At 49.7% G+C, this 17,380-nt stretch carries 15 protein-coding genes; 7 read left to right on the forward strand and 8 right to left on the reverse strand.

The window, feature by feature from the left end; all coding sequences use genetic code 11:
• Nucleotides 1-31 precede the first annotated feature (31 nt).
• The 3 genes from FJ444_RS09715 to alr are packed head-to-tail and all read right to left on the reverse strand — an operon-like array spanning nucleotide 32 to nucleotide 2,863.
• Nucleotides 32-967: a BadF/BadG/BcrA/BcrD ATPase family protein gene (locus FJ444_RS09715; protein WP_140958101.1), complete on the reverse strand. Its 936-nt coding sequence runs from the start codon at nucleotides 965-967 to the stop codon at nucleotides 32-34.
• 4 nt (nucleotides 968-971) lie between these two features.
• Nucleotides 972-1,769 carry a ZIP family metal transporter gene (locus FJ444_RS09720; RefSeq protein WP_219993890.1) on the reverse strand — a complete coding sequence of 266 codons (798 nt, stop codon included), beginning with the start codon at nucleotides 1,767-1,769 and terminating at the stop codon, nucleotides 972-974.
• Between the two features lie 5 nt (nucleotides 1,770-1,774).
• Nucleotides 1,775-2,863: an alanine racemase gene (gene alr, locus FJ444_RS09725; RefSeq protein WP_140958102.1), complete on the reverse strand. Its 1,089-nt coding sequence runs from the start codon at nucleotides 2,861-2,863 to the stop codon at nucleotides 1,775-1,777.
• A 216-nt stretch (nucleotides 2,864-3,079) separates the two neighbouring features.
• Between alr and FJ444_RS09730 the strand changes: the two genes are divergently transcribed.
• From FJ444_RS09730 to FJ444_RS09755, 6 genes are all read left to right on the forward strand, one after another.
• The gene (locus FJ444_RS09730) at nucleotides 3,080-4,654 is read left to right on the forward strand and encodes a sodium:solute symporter (protein ID WP_140958103.1); all 1,575 of its coding nucleotides are present in this window, start codon (nucleotides 3,080-3,082) and stop codon (nucleotides 4,652-4,654) included.
• 60 nt (nucleotides 4,655-4,714) lie between these two features.
• Nucleotides 4,715-5,644, forward strand: a complete 930-nt coding sequence (gene murQ, locus FJ444_RS09735) for an N-acetylmuramic acid 6-phosphate etherase (protein ID WP_140958104.1) — start codon at nucleotides 4,715-4,717, stop codon at nucleotides 5,642-5,644.
• A 22-nt stretch (nucleotides 5,645-5,666) separates the two neighbouring features.
• Nucleotides 5,667-6,830 carry an exo-beta-N-acetylmuramidase NamZ domain-containing protein gene (locus tag FJ444_RS09740; protein WP_140958105.1) on the forward strand — a complete coding sequence of 388 codons (1,164 nt, stop codon included), beginning with the start codon at nucleotides 5,667-5,669 and terminating at the stop codon, nucleotides 6,828-6,830.
• Between the two features lie 126 nt (nucleotides 6,831-6,956).
• Nucleotides 6,957-8,861 (forward strand): glutathionylspermidine synthase family protein, encoded by a 1,905-nt coding sequence (locus FJ444_RS09745; protein WP_140958106.1) that lies wholly within the window; start codon nucleotides 6,957-6,959, stop codon nucleotides 8,859-8,861.
• 4 nt (nucleotides 8,862-8,865) lie between these two features.
• Nucleotides 8,866-9,042, forward strand: coding sequence for a CNNM domain-containing protein (locus tag FJ444_RS09750; protein WP_140958107.1), 177 nt, complete (start codon nucleotides 8,866-8,868; stop codon nucleotides 9,040-9,042).
• A gap of 225 nt (nucleotides 9,043-9,267) precedes the next feature.
• On the forward strand, nucleotides 9,268-9,864 hold the full coding sequence (locus FJ444_RS09755) for an exopolysaccharide biosynthesis protein (RefSeq protein ID WP_255439110.1): 597 nt from the start codon (nucleotides 9,268-9,270) through the stop codon (nucleotides 9,862-9,864).
• 69 nt (nucleotides 9,865-9,933) lie between these two features.
• On the opposite strand, the gene FJ444_RS09760 is transcribed toward FJ444_RS09755, so the two are convergent.
• The gene (locus FJ444_RS09760) at nucleotides 9,934-10,803 is read right to left on the reverse strand and encodes a MurR/RpiR family transcriptional regulator (RefSeq protein ID WP_140958108.1); all 870 of its coding nucleotides are present in this window, start codon (nucleotides 10,801-10,803) and stop codon (nucleotides 9,934-9,936) included.
• Between the two features lie 177 nt (nucleotides 10,804-10,980).
• Between FJ444_RS09760 and FJ444_RS09765 the strand changes: the two genes are divergently transcribed.
• Nucleotides 10,981-12,330 carry a M14 family zinc carboxypeptidase gene (locus FJ444_RS09765; RefSeq protein WP_140958109.1) on the forward strand — a complete coding sequence of 450 codons (1,350 nt, stop codon included), beginning with the start codon at nucleotides 10,981-10,983 and terminating at the stop codon, nucleotides 12,328-12,330.
• Nucleotides 12,331-12,346: 16 nt separating this feature from the next.
• Here the strand turns inward: FJ444_RS09765 and FJ444_RS09770 are convergent, their stop codons facing one another.
• The 4 genes from FJ444_RS09770 to FJ444_RS09785 form a co-directional block, all read right to left on the reverse strand.
• Entirely contained in the window at nucleotides 12,347-13,261 is a 915-nt protein-coding gene (locus FJ444_RS09770; protein WP_255439111.1) for an intradiol ring-cleavage dioxygenase, read from the reverse strand.
• 64 nt (nucleotides 13,262-13,325) lie between these two features.
• A complete protein-coding gene (locus FJ444_RS09775) occupies nucleotides 13,326-14,075 on the reverse strand; it encodes an ABC transporter substrate-binding protein (protein ID WP_140958110.1) in 750 nt (249 codons plus the stop codon).
• 111 nt (nucleotides 14,076-14,186) lie between these two features.
• Nucleotides 14,187-15,329, reverse strand: a complete 1,143-nt coding sequence (locus FJ444_RS09780) for an acyltransferase family protein (protein ID WP_140958111.1) — start codon at nucleotides 15,327-15,329, stop codon at nucleotides 14,187-14,189.
• Entirely contained in the window at nucleotides 15,326-17,197 is a 1,872-nt protein-coding gene (locus FJ444_RS09785) for a glycoside hydrolase family 3 protein (RefSeq protein ID WP_140958112.1), read from the reverse strand. The genes FJ444_RS09780 and FJ444_RS09785 overlap by 4 nt, the downstream gene beginning before the upstream one ends.
• Nucleotides 17,198-17,380: the final 183 nt, after the last annotated feature.

A 17,380-nucleotide genomic window follows, 5' to 3' on the forward strand; every position in this document is an offset into this window, starting at 1 on the left:
CAGGCAATGTGGCTCAGGAATCTGGCTCGGGTTATTTAACCAGCGCGTCCTGATCAGCGCACACAGTAGATTGGGACGCTTGTAACGTTCTCGCGTAAAACATCGCTCCCCATTCTGCAGAGTGCAGCGGCTGAATCAGTCGCTTCTGTATGTCTGTATTGAGCAATGGCGTCCATTTTTCAGCCAAACCGCCCAGAAAAACCAGTTTCAGCGACGCATCGGTCAACGCACTTTTTGCAAGGGCATTCAGGTATTCTGCACCGCTTTGTAGGAGTTGCCTGGCTTGTTCATCGTGTTTTGCAAGCGCAAACAGCCCCGGCGCCAGTTGCGCAAACTCACCGGGTTGCCCCTGATTTAAACGGTCAACAATATCGGTAGCAGACTGACACTGATAAAATCCCGTTACCAAAGTGTATATTCCAGGTGCTTCAACAATAGCGTCGGCGTGCAACAGCGCTTGCTGCACTGCCTGTCTGCCGAGCCAGGCTCCGCTGGCCTGATCGCCTAACTGGAAACCGTATCCCCCCACTTGCTTTACGCGAAAGTCTCCGTTGACCTTACACAGAGTAGCAGCACAAGAACCCGTACCCGCGATCATAACGGCACCGTCCTGACCGCCATGGGCGCCTAATAATGCAATTTGCAGATCAGACGTAAACACAAAGTTGCCAAACGGATGCTGCCACTGCGAAAGCAATTGTCGTGACGACGGCAAAAATGCACCCGCAAGTCCTGCACATACTGTTGAAGATGTACTCACTTCATCAAATTCCAGCCCAGCCTGAGCAACGGCCGCTTTTACTGCATCCAGCATGGCGTCAAGCGCAAGCGCCTTATACCTGGCAATGTTTGCCGGACCACCGAGTCCTTCAGCCAACGCATCGCCCTGCTCACTAAAAAGCACAGCCCGGCACTTGGTGCCGCCACCGTCAATCCCAACCCAATACCGTTGTTTACTATTTGTCATGTCGTTAACCCAACACGATATCTAAAAACATCATTGCAACGAACCCTATAATAAGACTAAACGTCGCCACGTTTTGATTGCCATTCTGGTGCGTCTCCGGAATGATTTCATCGGAGATAATGAATAACATTGCCCCTGCCGAAAGTGCCAGCGCCCAGGGCATGACACTCGCGGTGCTACTTACTGCGATTGCACCTATTAACCCGCCAACTGGTTCAACCAATCCACTTGCCACGCCAATTGCGGCCGATTGGATTCGGCTGTAACCAACTGACATCAGGGCTACGGAAACCGCCAACCCTTCGGGTATATTCTGAATACCGATACCCACGGCCAGCGACAGGCCATTCGTTATTTCGCCACCCGCAAACCCCACGCCCACTGCCAGTCCTTCCGGAAAATTATGCAATGTAATGGCAATCACAAACAGCCATATTCTTGCTAATTTTTTTCCTTCAGCCCCTTCCCGACCGGTCACGAAATGCTCGTGTGGCACAGCCTGGTGAATAAAAAACAGCAACAACGCTCCACTGAGCACACCTGCACCAGCTATCAGAGCCCCCGCCATTTCGCTGGCGTACTGTTCACTGCCGTACTCGATGGCAGGCAATAACAACGAAAAAAACGTCGCTGCTAGCATGATTCCTGCTGCCAGGCTCAGCAACCCGTCTTCCAGGCGTCTTGACAGCGTTTGTATAAAGAACACCCCAACACTGCCTACGGCCGTCCCCAGGCTTGCACATGTGCTGGCGATCAAACCCGCCACAATTATGTGTTGTACGTCCATGGGGATTGCGGACATGGTTACTATGCGCCTTCGCTAATTTGTTCCAGTACTCTGGGTACACGGGTAGATACCCGGGTAGTCAGTTCATAACTGATTGTGCCCGCCCAGGCGGCCACTTCGTCAACCGGCAACTGACGCCCCCATAATTCCACTTTGTCCTGCAATGACACCTCTGGAATATCGGTTACATCTACCGTGATCATGTCCATGGAAACCCTGCCGGCCAGGGCTGCTCGCTGTCCGTTCACAATGACCGGCGTACCGCTTGGGCAGTGGCGTGGGTAACCGTCAGCATAGCCAATGCCTACGGTTGCAATCACGCTGTCTCTGTCGGCAACCCAGGTCTGGCTGTAACCCACCGATTCGCCTTTTTTTATCCTGTGCAAACCAATCACTTCAGCCTGAAGTGTCATGGCAGCTTCCAGCGACAGTGCTTTGGCCGTTTCGTTAGCCAATGGTGACGCACCGTACATGCCTATTCCAAGCCGACACCATGCGCCACTGGTTTCAGGATGCGCAAGGGTTGCAGCGGAATTAGCCATACACACCGGCAAACCGGAATTCACTGCGATCTGATTAAACTGCTCAATTTGGTGCGCATTAAACGGATTATCCGGTTCATCAGCACACGCAAAATGCGTGACCAGCACACAGGGCTGCTCAGTTAACCAGGAATTTTCGGCCAGCACTCTGGCTGCTTCCTGCACGGAAAATCCTAAACGGTGCATTCCGGAATCAACCTTGAGCCAAATGACAGGTCTGTGTTGGGGGGGTAACTCAGATAGCCATTCCAGTTGCACCTGGTTGTGTACAACCAGAATACAATTGCTGGATTTGGCCACTACACAGTCCTGCTTGTCATGCGGTCCTTCCAACACAACAACCGGTTGTGTGATACCGGCCTCCCGCAACGGGTGAACCTCATCACATATCGCCACAGCAAAGCACTCACAGCGATCGCGTAATGCACTTGCAACGTTAACCGCACCATGCCCATACGCATCAGCTTTAATAACCGCAATAGCCCGAGAAGGCAACGATGGCTGAAGCCTGGAAAAATTAGCCTGTAGCGCCTTAGGATGAATTATGGCGCGGGTTTGTCTGCTCAACTAACTGACTCTCTTTAACGAACGCAAATCATACAATACACTGACTGCATTAATTAATAAATTCTTAATTTGAAATGTTCACAGAATAATATATTCTAGACTGAGACTGTACGTAATAATCACTGATATTATTGCAAAGCAGTAACATAACAATGATGCAGTTAACGCTGTTTACAGCATCATAACTCAGCCAGCCAATAGCGATAAAGTGGATACATGCTAACCCAATATACCAGTATCGATCTGTTGCTCTTTATCCTATACGGATTATTACTTGCCGTAAGCGGTTGGTATTTTAATCGAAAAACCACCACAACCAGCGATTATTTTCTGGGTGGGCACGTTATGCCGGTTTGGATGGTTGCCATATCGGTACTTGCCACCTCGCAGTCTGCTGCGACGTTTTTGGGCGGCCCCGACCAGGGATACCGCGGAGATCTGACGTATTTAGCCACTAACATCGGGGCTTTTATTGCCGCGTTTTTCGTTGCCCGCTTTTTAATCCCGCGCTTTTACGCCCTAAAGGCCTTTACCGTTTACGAACTACTGGAAAATCGATTCGGTGAGCCCGCGAAACAACAAGCCGGGCTGATGTATTTATTCGGCCGTGTATTCGCAAGCGGTGCCAGGCTCTACATGGCAGCACTGGCCGTGGCGATGATTATCTTTGGCAATATAAATGCCTCCAGTGTGATATCAGCCACCCTAATCATTAGTGTTATCGGCCTGGTGTATAGTATTTACGGGGGCATTCGCACCGTTATCTACAGCGATGTCATGCAGGCTATTACCTATGTGAGCGCTGCAATTGCGGTTATTGTTGCGCTATGGCTGGCGATACCCGCCGATTTCAGCACGGTGCTCGAGGCCCTTCAGCATCCCAGCGATGGTCAGTCTAAACTACTACTTTTTGACACACGACTGGATATTGGCCCTGGTGGCGTATTCACCTTGTTGTCGGTATTCACTGGTTTTGTTCTGCTGAACATTGCCGCCTTTGGCCTGGATCAGGACATGACGCAGCGGGTACTCACCTGCAAAAATGCCCAGGAAGGAGCACGGGCGATGCTGCTTTCGGTAGTTATGGTGATCCCGGTTATGCTGCTATTCATCATTATTGGCTTGTTGTTGTATATCTACTATCAGCGACCTGACATAATGAGTACCGGCTCGGGTGCGCCAGTACCTGAATTCGCTGGCGAACAGGTGACTATTTTTATGTATTATGTGCTCACCGATTTACCAGCTGGGCTAAAAGGGCTGGTTACCATTGGAATACTTGCTGCGGCGCTTTCTACTCTCAATTCCGGGCTCAATTCCATGTCGAGTGTATTGATTCAGGATTTGTACCGGCCCTGGAAATTAAAGCAGCACGATTCTTGTGCAGAAGAGCACTTTGTTAGCGCAGGCCGGGTAGCAATGGCGATAGTGGCGTTGGCATTAGCGCTTATGGCGTGTTTGTGCTATTACTGGCAACAGTATTCAGATACGCCACTGTTGCAGTTTGCGCTTGGGGTGATGGTTTTCTCTTACAGCGGATTACTTGGCGTGTACTTTGTTACGCTGTTTACCCAGCGTGGAAGTCCTGCCTCAGTATTAACCGCTCTGATTATTGGTTTTATCATCCCTCTGCTGCTACAACCTTATATAATGGAATGGTATTTGCCTGAATCTATGCGTTTCTCGCTGGGATTTACGTGGCAACTGGTAATAGGCACACTGATTGCCGGTGTAGTGTGTGCGGTCGGAAGACCGTCTGGCAAAACATGGCAGGAGGCCAGCGTACAATGACACGTACGAACGGTATTTTATGTTTCGGACAGGCGCAATCAAGCGTTAATAATTATGCTCATGACTAATAAAAACTCAGCAACGCTACTGGAACAACTCAACAAGATTGTCTCTGAAGGTCGCAATCCAAACACCATGGATATTGACCTGTTACCCACCATTTCGATACTTGAAAAAATTAATCAGGAAGATGCGGGTGTCGCGGATGCGGTTCGCAAAACCATTCCGCATATTGCAAAAGCAGTTGATGCCATCGTGCCCCGCCTCCAGAATGGTGGTCGCCTGGTGTATCTTGGTGCAGGCACCAGCGGCAGACTCGGCATTCTGGATGCAGTAGAGTGCCGCCCCACATTTAGTGTGTCTGAATCTGTAGTGATTGGCATTATTGCCGGTGGCGACAGCGCTATTAAGCAAGCCATTGAAGGTGCAGAAGATAACACTGCACAGGGCGTGTTGGATCTGGAAACTATCCAGTTTAACAGCAAGGATGTACTGGTTGCCCTGTCTGCCAGTGGACGGACCCCCTATGCGATCGGCGCACTTGAACACGCCAACAAATTAGGCGCCGTTACCGTTACGGTTACCTGTAATCCTGGTTCACCCATGATGGAATGCGCGCAAATTGGCATCTGCCCTGTTGTTGGTCCGGAATGTATTACCGGTTCAACGCGGATGAAATCAGGTACCGCGCAAAAGCTGATATTAAATATGCTGAGTACCGCCAGCATGATTCGACTGGGTAAAACCTACGAAAACCTGATGGTGGATGTCAATGCAACTAACCAAAAACTCAAAGCCAGAGCCATCCGCATTGTAATGCAAGCTACCGACTGCAATGAGCAGGTAGCCAGCGAAGCACTGATCGCGGCAAACAACCACGCCAAACTCGCTATTCTTATGATATTAACGGGTTTGGGCGCCGTTGAGGCAGAAACCATTTTAACTCAGAACAATGGCTTCCTAAGACAAGCCGTACAATCGCAATCTTAGCCCTATACCCAAGGATAAGCGCATGACGGGCTTAATACGCAGTGTCTGTTTGTTAGTTTGCTGGCTGATTGTGAGCTTTCAGGCAAAGGCGTTGGTGGTAGGCGCTGAGCAATCCGCCATTTATCTGCCATTATTAAAAGACAAACAGGTGGGACTGGTTGTTAATCAAACCAGCCGGGTTAGGGAACAGCATCTGGTTGATTATTTGTTGTCGCAACACATCAATGTCAAATCGGTGTTCGCGCCAGAGCACGGCTTCAGGGGTGATGCTGGAGCCGGTGAAACCATTAGCGATGGTATCGATATCCAAACGGGCCTGCCGATTCGCTCGTTATACGGTAAAACGAAGAAGCCAACCCCTGACATGCTAGCCGGCATTGACGTACTGGTGTTTGATATTCAGGACGTTGGTGCGCGCTTTTACACTTATATCAGTACCCTGCACTATGTGATGGAGGCCGCTGCCGAACAAGGCATTGCCATTATGGTGCTGGACCGTCCCAATCCAAATGGTCGATTTGTTGATGGCCCGGTATTGGAACCCGCTTTTAAGTCGTTTGTAGGCATGCATCCGATTCCGTTACTCCACGGCATGACAGTAGGTGAGCTGGCATTAATGATCCGCGGTGAACAGTGGATAAATCAGGCGAATTCGCTGTCGTTAACCGTCATACCGGTATTCCGTTACCGCAAAACTAATCACTATTCACTGCCCGTACCGCCCAGCCCAAACTTACCCAACGACCAGGCAATTCAATTGTACCCCTCGCTGTGTTTGTTTGAAGCCACCTCCATGAGCATTGGGCGCGGCACGCCCTGGCCATTTCAGGTGCTCGGGCATCCGGTTATTCAGCCAGGAAACTTTGAATTTACGCCGGTGTCCATGCCAAACAGTGCACCGAACCCCAAACTCATGGGAGAAGCGTTACGGGGATTAGACTTGCGTTCAAGCACCGTTAAAGGATTTGATTTATCGTTATTAATTAAAGCAAGAGACGCTTTCGCCGCTACAGACCATACCTTCATAGACCGCCCGCGTTTTTTTGATTTGCTGGCAGGCACCGACGTATTGCGTACGCAAATGGAACAGGGCCTGAGTGAAAAGTCCATTCGATTGAGCTGGCAATCGGGTATTGAACATTTTCTGGTTCAGCGCAAACCTTATCTGCTCTACCCGACACACTAATTACACCATTTCACTGGGCGGACGACATTTTATTTTGCAGGTAGGTTCCAGTGTGACTTGCATTTTTACCATTGACTCTCCACATTATACGCACTGGTCTCATTGCCCTGGCTTAGGACGCTAACTATGACCGCGAAACACACGAACACCGATCTTCCTTTTGGCATGGTTCAGGGGATTGCACCAGGCAATGTGCCTGCCTATTGCAGTGATTACGACACAGTGGATGAAACACAGCATCCCAATCGTCAGTCTTTCAAACATTATCACAATGGCATTTACACAGGTTATAAATGGCAGTGTGTGGAATTTGCGCGTCGCTGGTTACTGATCAATACCGGGTGTGTATTTGATGACGTTGCCATGGCTTACGACATCTTCACCTTGCGCACCCTGACTCACGTGCAGCAAAAAGCGTCGCTGCCACTACAGGCATTTCGCAACGGCAGTAAGCAAAAGCCGCAAGCCGGTTGCTTGCTTATTTGGGAAGAAGGCGGTGAATTTGCGGTGACCGGCCATGTTGCCATTATTGTCAGGGTAAATGACGACTGTGTGCATGTAGCTGAACAAAATGCTTCCTATCAGGCCTGGCCTGAAGGCGCTGATTACGCTCGCAGCCTGCCAATGTATACCGACGAATCAGGTGGCGTGTGGATTAAAGAACCCGAACACGGCACAGCGGTACTGGGTTGGATGATCCAAACCCAGGACAGTGAATTTGCCGAACCCTCGGTACCCTTTATTCCCTCGCGAATGCAGGTGCTGGCCCATCGCATAAAAAAAGCGTTTTCAGCCAATCATTGGTTGAACGAAGCCAACCTGGCCGAAAAGGCCTATGTAGACATGATGGAAGGTCATGCCATGGTGGCGCAGAGTGATCCCAATCAGTTTTATTCTGTGTCGGACACAGCCAGAAAAGCCGTAAAACGGGCTACAACCGAGCTTCACCGTCAGTTTATGCATGCCATTGACTACGTACTGCAAAACCCTACTTGCTGGCCCGCGTTTAATATTCCTGACGTTATCTGGCCGAAAATACAGCAAAGCTGGAACAATCGGCGCAATGAAGTGATGACAGGCCGCTTCGATTTTTGCTTAAGTGAGCGGGGACTCAAGTTATACGAGTACAACGCCGATTCCGCCTCCTGTTATATGGAAGCAGGCCGTATTCAGGGAAAATGGGCGCGTGTCGCCGGGGTTGAAATGGGAGCTGACAGCGGTCAGGATCTTTTTGGTTCGCTGGTTACTGCCTGGACAGAACTGGTAGAGGAGGTCACCGAAAACGGCGAACCGCTGCATATTCACGTGCTGTACGATTCTGATTTAGAGGAAGCATATCACGCCCGATATATGTGTGAAGCCATGGAAGCCGCCGGCATTGTTACGCACCTTCAGCAGGGTTTTAAAGGACTGCATTTTAACGATGCAGGGCAGGTTGTAGACGCCAATGACCGTCCGATTACCCGTGTATGGAAAACCTGGGCCTGGGAAACGGCGCTCGACCAATTACGGGCCGACCTCAATGACACCAGCGCGCCCGCTTCTGGCCAACCCCGATTGTCTGATATTTTGCTGCAAGACAACGTAATGGTTCACGAACCATTATGGACGTTATTGCCCAGCAACAAAGCCATGCTTACCGTGTTGTGGGAATTGTACCCCGATAGCCCCTATCTGCTTGAATCAACGTTTGAGATCACCGACAGCCTCAGCGCCAGTGGCTATGTGAGCAAGCCGATTGCCGGTCGCTGCGGCGCCAATATCACAATGGTAGATGCTTCTGATCAGAAGCTTTCTGAATCACTAGGGAAATTTTCTGCTCAGGATCGCATTTATCAGGCCCTGTTTCCTTTGCCATTTGTAGGGGAACAGTATGTGCAAATTTGCAGCTTCTGTGTAACGGGTGCGATGCGCGGTATGTGTACCCGTGTAGATACCAGCGCTATCATAACCAGCAAGAGTGATGTAGTGCCATTACGGGTAATTCCCGACAATGAGCACGACCAATGCGTGATCAACCTGATAAAGTAGATCAATGAATACCGTTATCTGGCTGGGTATTGCGCTGTATTTAGTGCAATCAGCACTATTTTCCGGTTTAAATCTGGCTTACTTTTCGGTGAGCCGGATGCGATTGGAAGTGGAGAATGCCAATGGCAATCCGCACGCCCAGTATCACCATCACATGCAGCAACCAACCTGGTTGAATTAACCGAACTTAACCAGCTGATATTGGCGCTTAGTGACGACAATGACACCTACAACCGGTATCAGTGGTTTCAGGACAGACTCTATATAAGACTTAGCGACGAAGAACGGGCTGAGGCCAACACATTGGCGGAACGGTAACCACACCGCAGGTAAATATTGATTAACCATGGACTAGCAACCATAAAGCCCGCATAATTGCGGTTCAATTTTATTTGTACCTATTACTTTGAGTCGTCAATCACACCATCTCTTTGACGTTCCAGCTGCAAAACGCTCGAGGACGTCGGATATACTGCTATCTATCGCCCGTCAGGGGGCCGATCACTCGTTGTCGCTGGGCACCCTGGCAACGCAATTTGGCGACCGTACCTTCGGTATCCTGCTGATATTTTTAGCGATAATTAATATCGTGCCGATTATTTCGATTATTTCGGGGTTGTTGATTGTATTTCTGGGCGTACAAATGATTCTGGGCATGCGCAGAGCCTGGCTGCCCGCCTCTGTTATGCATTACCAGTTGAACCCGGTACAAATTCAAAAGGCGCTGAACACTTTTCATCCCAGCATTGTAAAACTGGAGTACTATATCCGGCCTCGCTGGCAATTTTGTGAAGCGCCCATCGTTGATCGCATCAACGGTGTCGCCATTACGGTATTTGGTATGGCTACCATGATCCCCATTCCACTGACAAACCTGCCGCCCGCATTGTTTATTATTTTAATGGGCCTTGGCTTATTGGAACGCGATGGGCTGGTTCAGGTGGCGGCTGCGTTTTTTGGACTGTTAGTGACCAGCCTGCTTGGTTACCTGATCTTAATGTAGCCCCATGTGATCAGCATTGAATAGCAATGCTGACTACCGGTGTGACCTATAAATTATTAGGCGAAAATACTAACCGGCCCCGTTTACCGGCGGCGTCCCCTGACGGAACTGCGAAACCACTTCATTGGTTTTCTCCAGTAGCTTACGACCAGGACGCGACGCCTGAGTTAACGCAATAAACAGCATATCAATAATGAGTTCCTGCGCCGTTCTGGCCAGAATGGATGAAAGCCGCGCTGATGCCTCTTCGGCTACGGAATAGAGTTTCACATCAGCCAATTCAGACACCGGAGTTGTGCCGTATTTGGTAATCGAAATCACTTTTGCGTGATTGGCTTTTGCCTGCTGCACCACATTCACAATTTCCCGGGTCGTGCCAGACTCAGAAATGGCAATAACTACGTCAGCCTCACTATAGGTTGCAGCAATGGCTAACTGTATATGACCATCGGCTTCAGCCATCGCCACCATCCCCAGCTTTTGTAGCTTGAATGAGAAGTCCTTGCTGACCAGCGCTGAGCCGCCTACTCCGCAAATTAAAATCCGTTTGGCATTTTTAATGATCTCTACAGATTTTTCGAATTCAACAATTTCATTGAGGTTACGGGTTTCGTTCAGCACGCTGATCTTACTGCTTAGCAGTTTATCGGCCATCTGTTCAAAGCCGTCGTTCAGCGTAATTTTACCGTGTAACTGGGTATTCGGCGTTTCGCGATTAAGCGCATCAATAACCGCCAGCTTAAACGCAGGATAACCTTTGTAACCCAGCTTCTGTGCAAACTTCACAACACTGGACTGACTCACACCTACCACATTTGCCAGTTCCTGCGACGACAAATCTCGCACCGCATTGGGTGAATCCAGGGTAAAGGTTGCCAGTTTTGCTTCGCTTGAAGACAACGAATGTTTAATGGCTTTGATTTTTACAAAGGCAGACATAGCAGATTATTTCCTACTCTCAGGTTCAAACGTCACAATCGCAATGTACAACGCAAAACCTTCAACATGAATTTTTTATTCAAATATAAACTAGTTGCTACGAATATCAAAATCTCTTTAAATAAAGGGTAGCGAGCAAGGCGTCCTTAAATTATTCCAAATAGGTTACCGTAAATTATGCACACTGCCCATCCACACCTGCCTGCCAATTCCATTGCGTCAATCTGGGATGAGCAGCACTTTGCCTGTTTGAATAAACCCCATTTACGGTTTAGTGACATTACCGGGCTAATAACACAGTTTACGGAACACTCCAATGTGCGGCACCAGGTAATAGGCCATGCGTGTTCAGGTACCCCGGTTACGCGTTTGACCGTTGGTGAGGGGCCGCTGGTGTTGCTAGCATGGACTCAGATGCATGGAGACGAACCCACTGCTACCGCAGCCGTGTTGGACTGGCTGCATATTTTGCTAACCCAGCCATTGCCCTCACTGGACACAAACTGGCAGTCGCTGGTTACGCTACACATTATTCCCATGCTCAATCCAGACGGCGCTGAACAACGCACCAGAGTTAACGCACAGGGCATTGATATCAATCGTGACGCCAAAGCGCTGCAATCGCCGGAAGGCCGGATATTGTGGGAGCAGGTTAGCCTGCTAAAGCCCGACATTGCGTTTAACCTGCACGACCAGAACCCTTATTACACCGCAGGCAACCAAGGCGAAAGCGCTACCATTGCCTTTTTAGCCCCGGCGTTCCATGTAGATAAACATGTAGACGCACCACGCCTGCGTGCAAAGCAGTTGATCGCCTGTATGGCAGACGCGATAAAACACTGGTTACCCCGCCACATTGGACGCTATGATGATACTTACTCTCTGCGTTCATTTGGCGATAACATTGCCGCAACCGGCGCCAGCACCATTTTAATTGAGTCCGGCGCTTATCCGGGCGATCCCAATCGCCAGATGGCCAGAAAAATGAACGTGATTGCATTACAAACCGCCCTGGAGGCACTGCTCAGCAATCAGTTTATGGCGAAATCGCTGGCAGACTACTACAGCATTCCCGACAATGTCGAAGACGGCCTGGTAGATATCAAATTCCAACAGCTTGCAATGACATGTTTTAACGAACACTTCCATGCCGATATCAGCGTGAATATCTGCCGTAAGACAGGCAGAGCCAGTATTAAACACATTGGCGATTTATCGGTGCAACAGGCTTTTTATAACCCCAACACTTCGGGGATGAAGGTACTGCCTCTGGTTGGAGAAGCATTAGTGGCCCCGTTAACCTTAACCAGGCAGGATTATCTGAACAAACTGTCGGCGGGAATTGGGTACTTTATTGGTGATCAGCATTACCTGAACAACCAATCGGGCTTACCCGTTCTTTGCGTGCCTGAAGCGTTAACACACCACTGGTTGCAACCCGACACTGCGGCCTACTGGATTATGCAACACGACAATGGCCACTGTGTTGCGGTGTTAAATGGCGAGCTAGTCAGCGTAGAGAGCTGATTAGCCCGCTGGTTAATTAACTAATAACAATGCGTTTGTAGGCCAGTAGGGAACCGTCGGCATTCTGCTGAAGGTCAAACAAATAGGCTTCGTCACTGCTGCGGAACACCGTATCGCCCGACAAGTGTGTGTCTGGCTCGCCTCGTGATGAATAGTCTGTATGAGATGTACAAATCGCATCGACAAAATCATCACTAAACGCAAACTGTGATACCACTTCATCGTTGTTGTTGCTTTTCACCCTGAAATGAATATGGATCACCCGGCTCGAATACCAGCCAGGGAAGCACGACGAAAAATTAACCCGCCCTGCACTGTCGGTTACCTGAATTCCTCGGAACCATTTGGCAGCCAGGGCGTCGCGGTCGTTGCCGGTACAAAAGGACGAGCTGAATCCATTTGCATCACTGCTGTCGCTGGTATCACCTGAGTAAATACCTTCCACGTCACAATGCCATACTTCAATTTCATAGCCCGACAATGGATTACAATTAGCATCTACCAGTTGCAGGCACAGCATCATTGGCAAGCCGGTTTGGCCTTCGGAAATATCGTCCCGGTACTCACTGTCGAAGTAGCACGGCCCTTCGGTTAAGGTCTGAGTGAGTTCAACCGAACAGGTACTGCTACTCTCAAATAAGCTGTCATCCGGAAAATTCTCGGTCATAGATGAGGTGCCGCCACTTAGCCAATCGGTAGTGGTAGTTACACCGCTACTCTTAGTACCGCTTCCCGACGTGGTGCCGCCACTACTGCCCGTGGAGCCAGTTGAAGTCGCTGCCGACGCTGAAGTTGACGCAGTTGATGTACTCGCTCCACCGCACCCAATCAGGGATAATACCGGTGTTGCCATGGCGGCGCCCAACAGGGTTCGGATAACCTTTCTGCGCTGCGTAATTTGATTTGAATTGAATGGTGGTTGACGGTCCACAATAATGCTCTCCACTTAAAGCCTGAGCCAGTTTGGCAGCGAAAGTGGCGGTTTATTCAAACCTTTACGGAAGTTTTACATTAGCATCCAGTTGTTGCTTTAAAGCCTGATTAAATCGCTTCATAAAGTCAGCATCGACACGCAAGCGGCTAAACATAAAATGCACCGGTGTTTGATTGATGATGGCTGCGCCGGTTTGTAAATCGGTGATTTCCAGTTCCCTGGCCGCCTCCTGTAAAACACGGATGTCGCCAATCACTGCCGATACCCGGCCCATTTTGAGCAGTTGCATTCGCCTGAGCGTACCTTCAGCATGAATCAACTGGGTCGGATAGGTCTCCTGAATATGGTATCTGAACCAATCGCCGAACCAACCGCTATTGTTTACTGCAATGAGTTCTTGCTGCTGCAGGATCTGTTCAAGCCCCTTATCCTGCCAATCGGGATGCAATGACTTACGGTAGGCAAATACGATAGTTTCCAGGCGATAGGGAATAGAAAAATAATTTTGCTCGCGTCGCTCGGGGGTAGAAACGGCCCCCAACGTCACATCTACGTGACCACGGAATATATCCCGCCCTAACCGTTGCTCCGGGAGGTCAACCGCCATTAAATCGTATTGCATACTGGTTAGTGTGCGTTGAAGCAAAGAAAAGTCGTCACCCGCTGCTTTGCCGTTGGCATCCAGATAAACATAAGGCTTCCAGTCTTCTGCCATGGCCAGATACAGGGTTTGGTCACTCTGTGCTGTAACTGCACAGCAAAACACCATAGCTGTGATATACAACGTATGCCTGAGCCGCCTGGCAATCATCCTTAAATCCTTTTACTCACAATGAATTTTCAAACCCATTCTATTCTGCCCTTGACCCAATGGTCAGGTGGACCTACCAGACCGTCCAGAGCAATACTAAAGAAATCAGTATTACACCCGCCAAAAGATACCGCGCCGGTACATCCAGCGAAGCGGCAAATAACACACTCCGCAAAACAGCAATGCAAAACACAACGACGCCAGTTCCGGTGAGCTTATTACCTGCGAAATGGGCTGATACAACCAATGCTTCAGCGTTTCACCATTTATACGCACCATCAACAATAGCCGGGCCAACACGCCAGCAAGCATATAAAGCGCGATACTATTGGTACCGGCCACCAGCAAGGGATTCCCTGGTTTAAACAGCTGAAAGCGGCGTTCCAGCATCATAAATCCCCACAGCAGGTACACCATAATGCCGCTGGTGATCAGCACAAAAGTGGGTGTCCATAACGCTTTATTTACCGGGACCCATGCCGACATTGCTGCGCCAATACATATTCCAGCTAGTGCTATATTCAATAATCGTGAGCTACAACCAGAAACCACCAGCGCATGACGGCCAGCAACCACGCCAAACAGACAACTGCTAACAGCCGGTATTGTTGAAAGCAAACCTTCCGGATCGAACGCAAACGGACTGGCCTTTGCGTAGTAAAGGTGTTGCGCGCCAAACAGCTGGTTGTCTACAAAAGCAGCCAGGCTATTACCATGCAGCCACAACCCCTGAAATTGCTCACCAGTGGCCGCCTGATAAGGCAGGAAACTCATTATTAACCAATAGAAAATCAGCAGCGCTATTGCGCTGTAAAATATCCCCCTGGCGGGCACAATACACAACACAACTATGGTTAAAAAATACACCAAACCAAGGCGTTGCAGCACACCAAAGTAGCGTAATGTAGCTAATCGGGCATCCAGCCAACTGTATTGAGGCGCAGAAAAATCAAACCAGAACAGGTATAACAGCCAGCCCAACAGCACCAGCACCGCACCGCGACGTAGTGCCGATAAACACAGGGCTGCTCGGCCTGATGACGTCGCCATAGCCTTGGGAAACTGAATGGCAATGGTCACCCCCATCACAAAAATAAAGCCCGGAAACACCAGATCTGTTGGCGTTAATCCGTGCCAGGAGGCATGCAGTAAAGGCGCATAGACATGCTGCCAGGAGCCCGGATTATTTACCAACAACATGGCAAATATCGCCAGCCCTCTGAGTGCATCCAGCGCCTGTACCCGTTGGGTCATTCTATGGTTACCGGCGATTGTCCGGGCATTGGAATATGCCCTAACAGCCCTGCGGCCAGCGCGGTAAACACTGCACCTACTGCCACCTCGCCCTTTGCTGTACTATTTACTGTAACGTTGTAACCAAAGGTTGCTACACCCGCATCGGCAAGCTCCCGATATTCACTGAGCATATAGGGCGTGCGAAGCGCAACCATCACAACCGGCACCTGCCTGGAGCGGGCCTGTTCCACCAGCCCTTTCACCCACTTGTCTATGGCGGATTTATCCGGCCTTGCTTTCCAGTTAGCCAGATCATCCATTCCGCCCATTTCCACCAAAGAGTGCAGAGGGGTAATATCGCCAATAATCAACGCGTCGGCCTCTAACAACGGTCTGACATCTGGCTGGGCAGCAATGCGATTAAGCGACAGGCACGTTGTGGTAATCCCCTTACCGTGCTGTTCAAGTGCGGTTGAAAGCGCATCGCAGCGCGCTTCGTCTGGCATAACCAGCGCAAAGTGCTTACCTTTGAGCGGCAGTACGCCCTTGTCAAATACCTTGGTTAGCGACGCCTCCGCCAACTGACGTTCCAATTGCTGATTATCCGGCATAGGAAGCTGTGATGTGGCATCAGCAAGACGCTTGCTGAGCGGCTGCTCTATAAACTCGTCCAACGCATAAGCCTGCTTGGCTGCCAAAATACGCTGTAGCGAAGTATCCAGCTCGGCAGCATTTAACTCACCGGTTGCTCTGGCTTGTATCCACTGTTCGTACAATTGCCAAAACTGCTTTACACCCTGCGGATTACGGATGGCAAACGGCATGAGCGCGATGTCAGCGCCGGCGTTAAAGGTTTTCACCACCGCGTCGCGGTGATCAACATATTGCGCAATACCAGCCATGTCCAGCGCGTCGGTTACGATCAAGCCACTGTAACCCATTTTGTTGCGCAACAAGCCGGTTAAAATATTATGAGATAACGTGGCGGGTAACACTTTTTGCTCGCCGTCTTTTGTGGTGAACGTTGTGTCATCCAGTGCAGGATATTGAATATGCGCAGTCATGATCATAGCGGGGTAATCAGGCTGCTCAATAGCATAGTTAAATGGCAATAGGTCAACTGCCTCGATGGTTGCCGCATCGTGTTCTACTTTCGGCAAGCCAGTGTGGCTGTCCACATGCGTGTCACCATGTCCCGGAAAGTGCTTGAGGGCACTCATCACCCCATTCTTTTGAAGTGCTGACACAGCTACAGCCCCCATTTCGGCGACGAGTTCGGCTGATTCACCATACGAACGCACATTGATCACCGGATTGTCAGCATTCACGTTTACATCCACCGTGGGGGCAAAGTTAACGTTAAACCCCAACAAGCGGATAGATTTCGCAATTCCCGCATTCACCTCAGCCGAAAACCGGGTGCCGTGCTCAGGATAGGTTGCACCTATCGCCATGTTGCCAACAAAACGGGTGGCAACGGCATCGGGTAATCTCGCAACCCTGCCGCCTTCCTGATCAATGGCAACAAACAAAGGAGGCAGTCCGGCTTCCTTGACAATCGATTGCAACTGGTAATTAAGCTTAACCACTTGCGCGGTATCCTGCAGGTTTTCCGCAAACAGGATCACACCGCCAATCTTACCTTGCTTAATGACCTCAATTAATACTGGCGGCAGTTCGGTAACAGGCGTTTTACATTGCTTTTCATCGGTGCCGTCTGCGCAATAATAACGCAAATCCAACATTAGTTTCTGGCCAAGCCACAATGGTGACTCACTGGAAAACGAGCAACCCGCCGACACGCTCAGCATAACCAGCACTCCCAAAAAACCATACAACCCTCGCAACATAATACCTGTAATCCGTATTGCTGTTTCATTATTCATGCAGCTTACCTGATCCGCCACAAAAAATAAATTATTCCAACAAATGTCTATTCACCCGCTGATTTACCACCTTATTGCTTCGACATAGAATTTATTGGGTCAAGTCTAAAAACGCCCAAAAGGACTAATATAGCGACAGTATGAAGCTTGAAACAGCAAGTAACGCCTTCGGCATCACTGACA

The sequence above is a fragment of the Aestuariibacter sp. GS-14 genome, assembly GCF_006494365.1.
Classification (GTDB): Bacteria; Pseudomonadota; Gammaproteobacteria; order Enterobacterales; family Alteromonadaceae; genus Alteromonas; species Alteromonas mangrovi.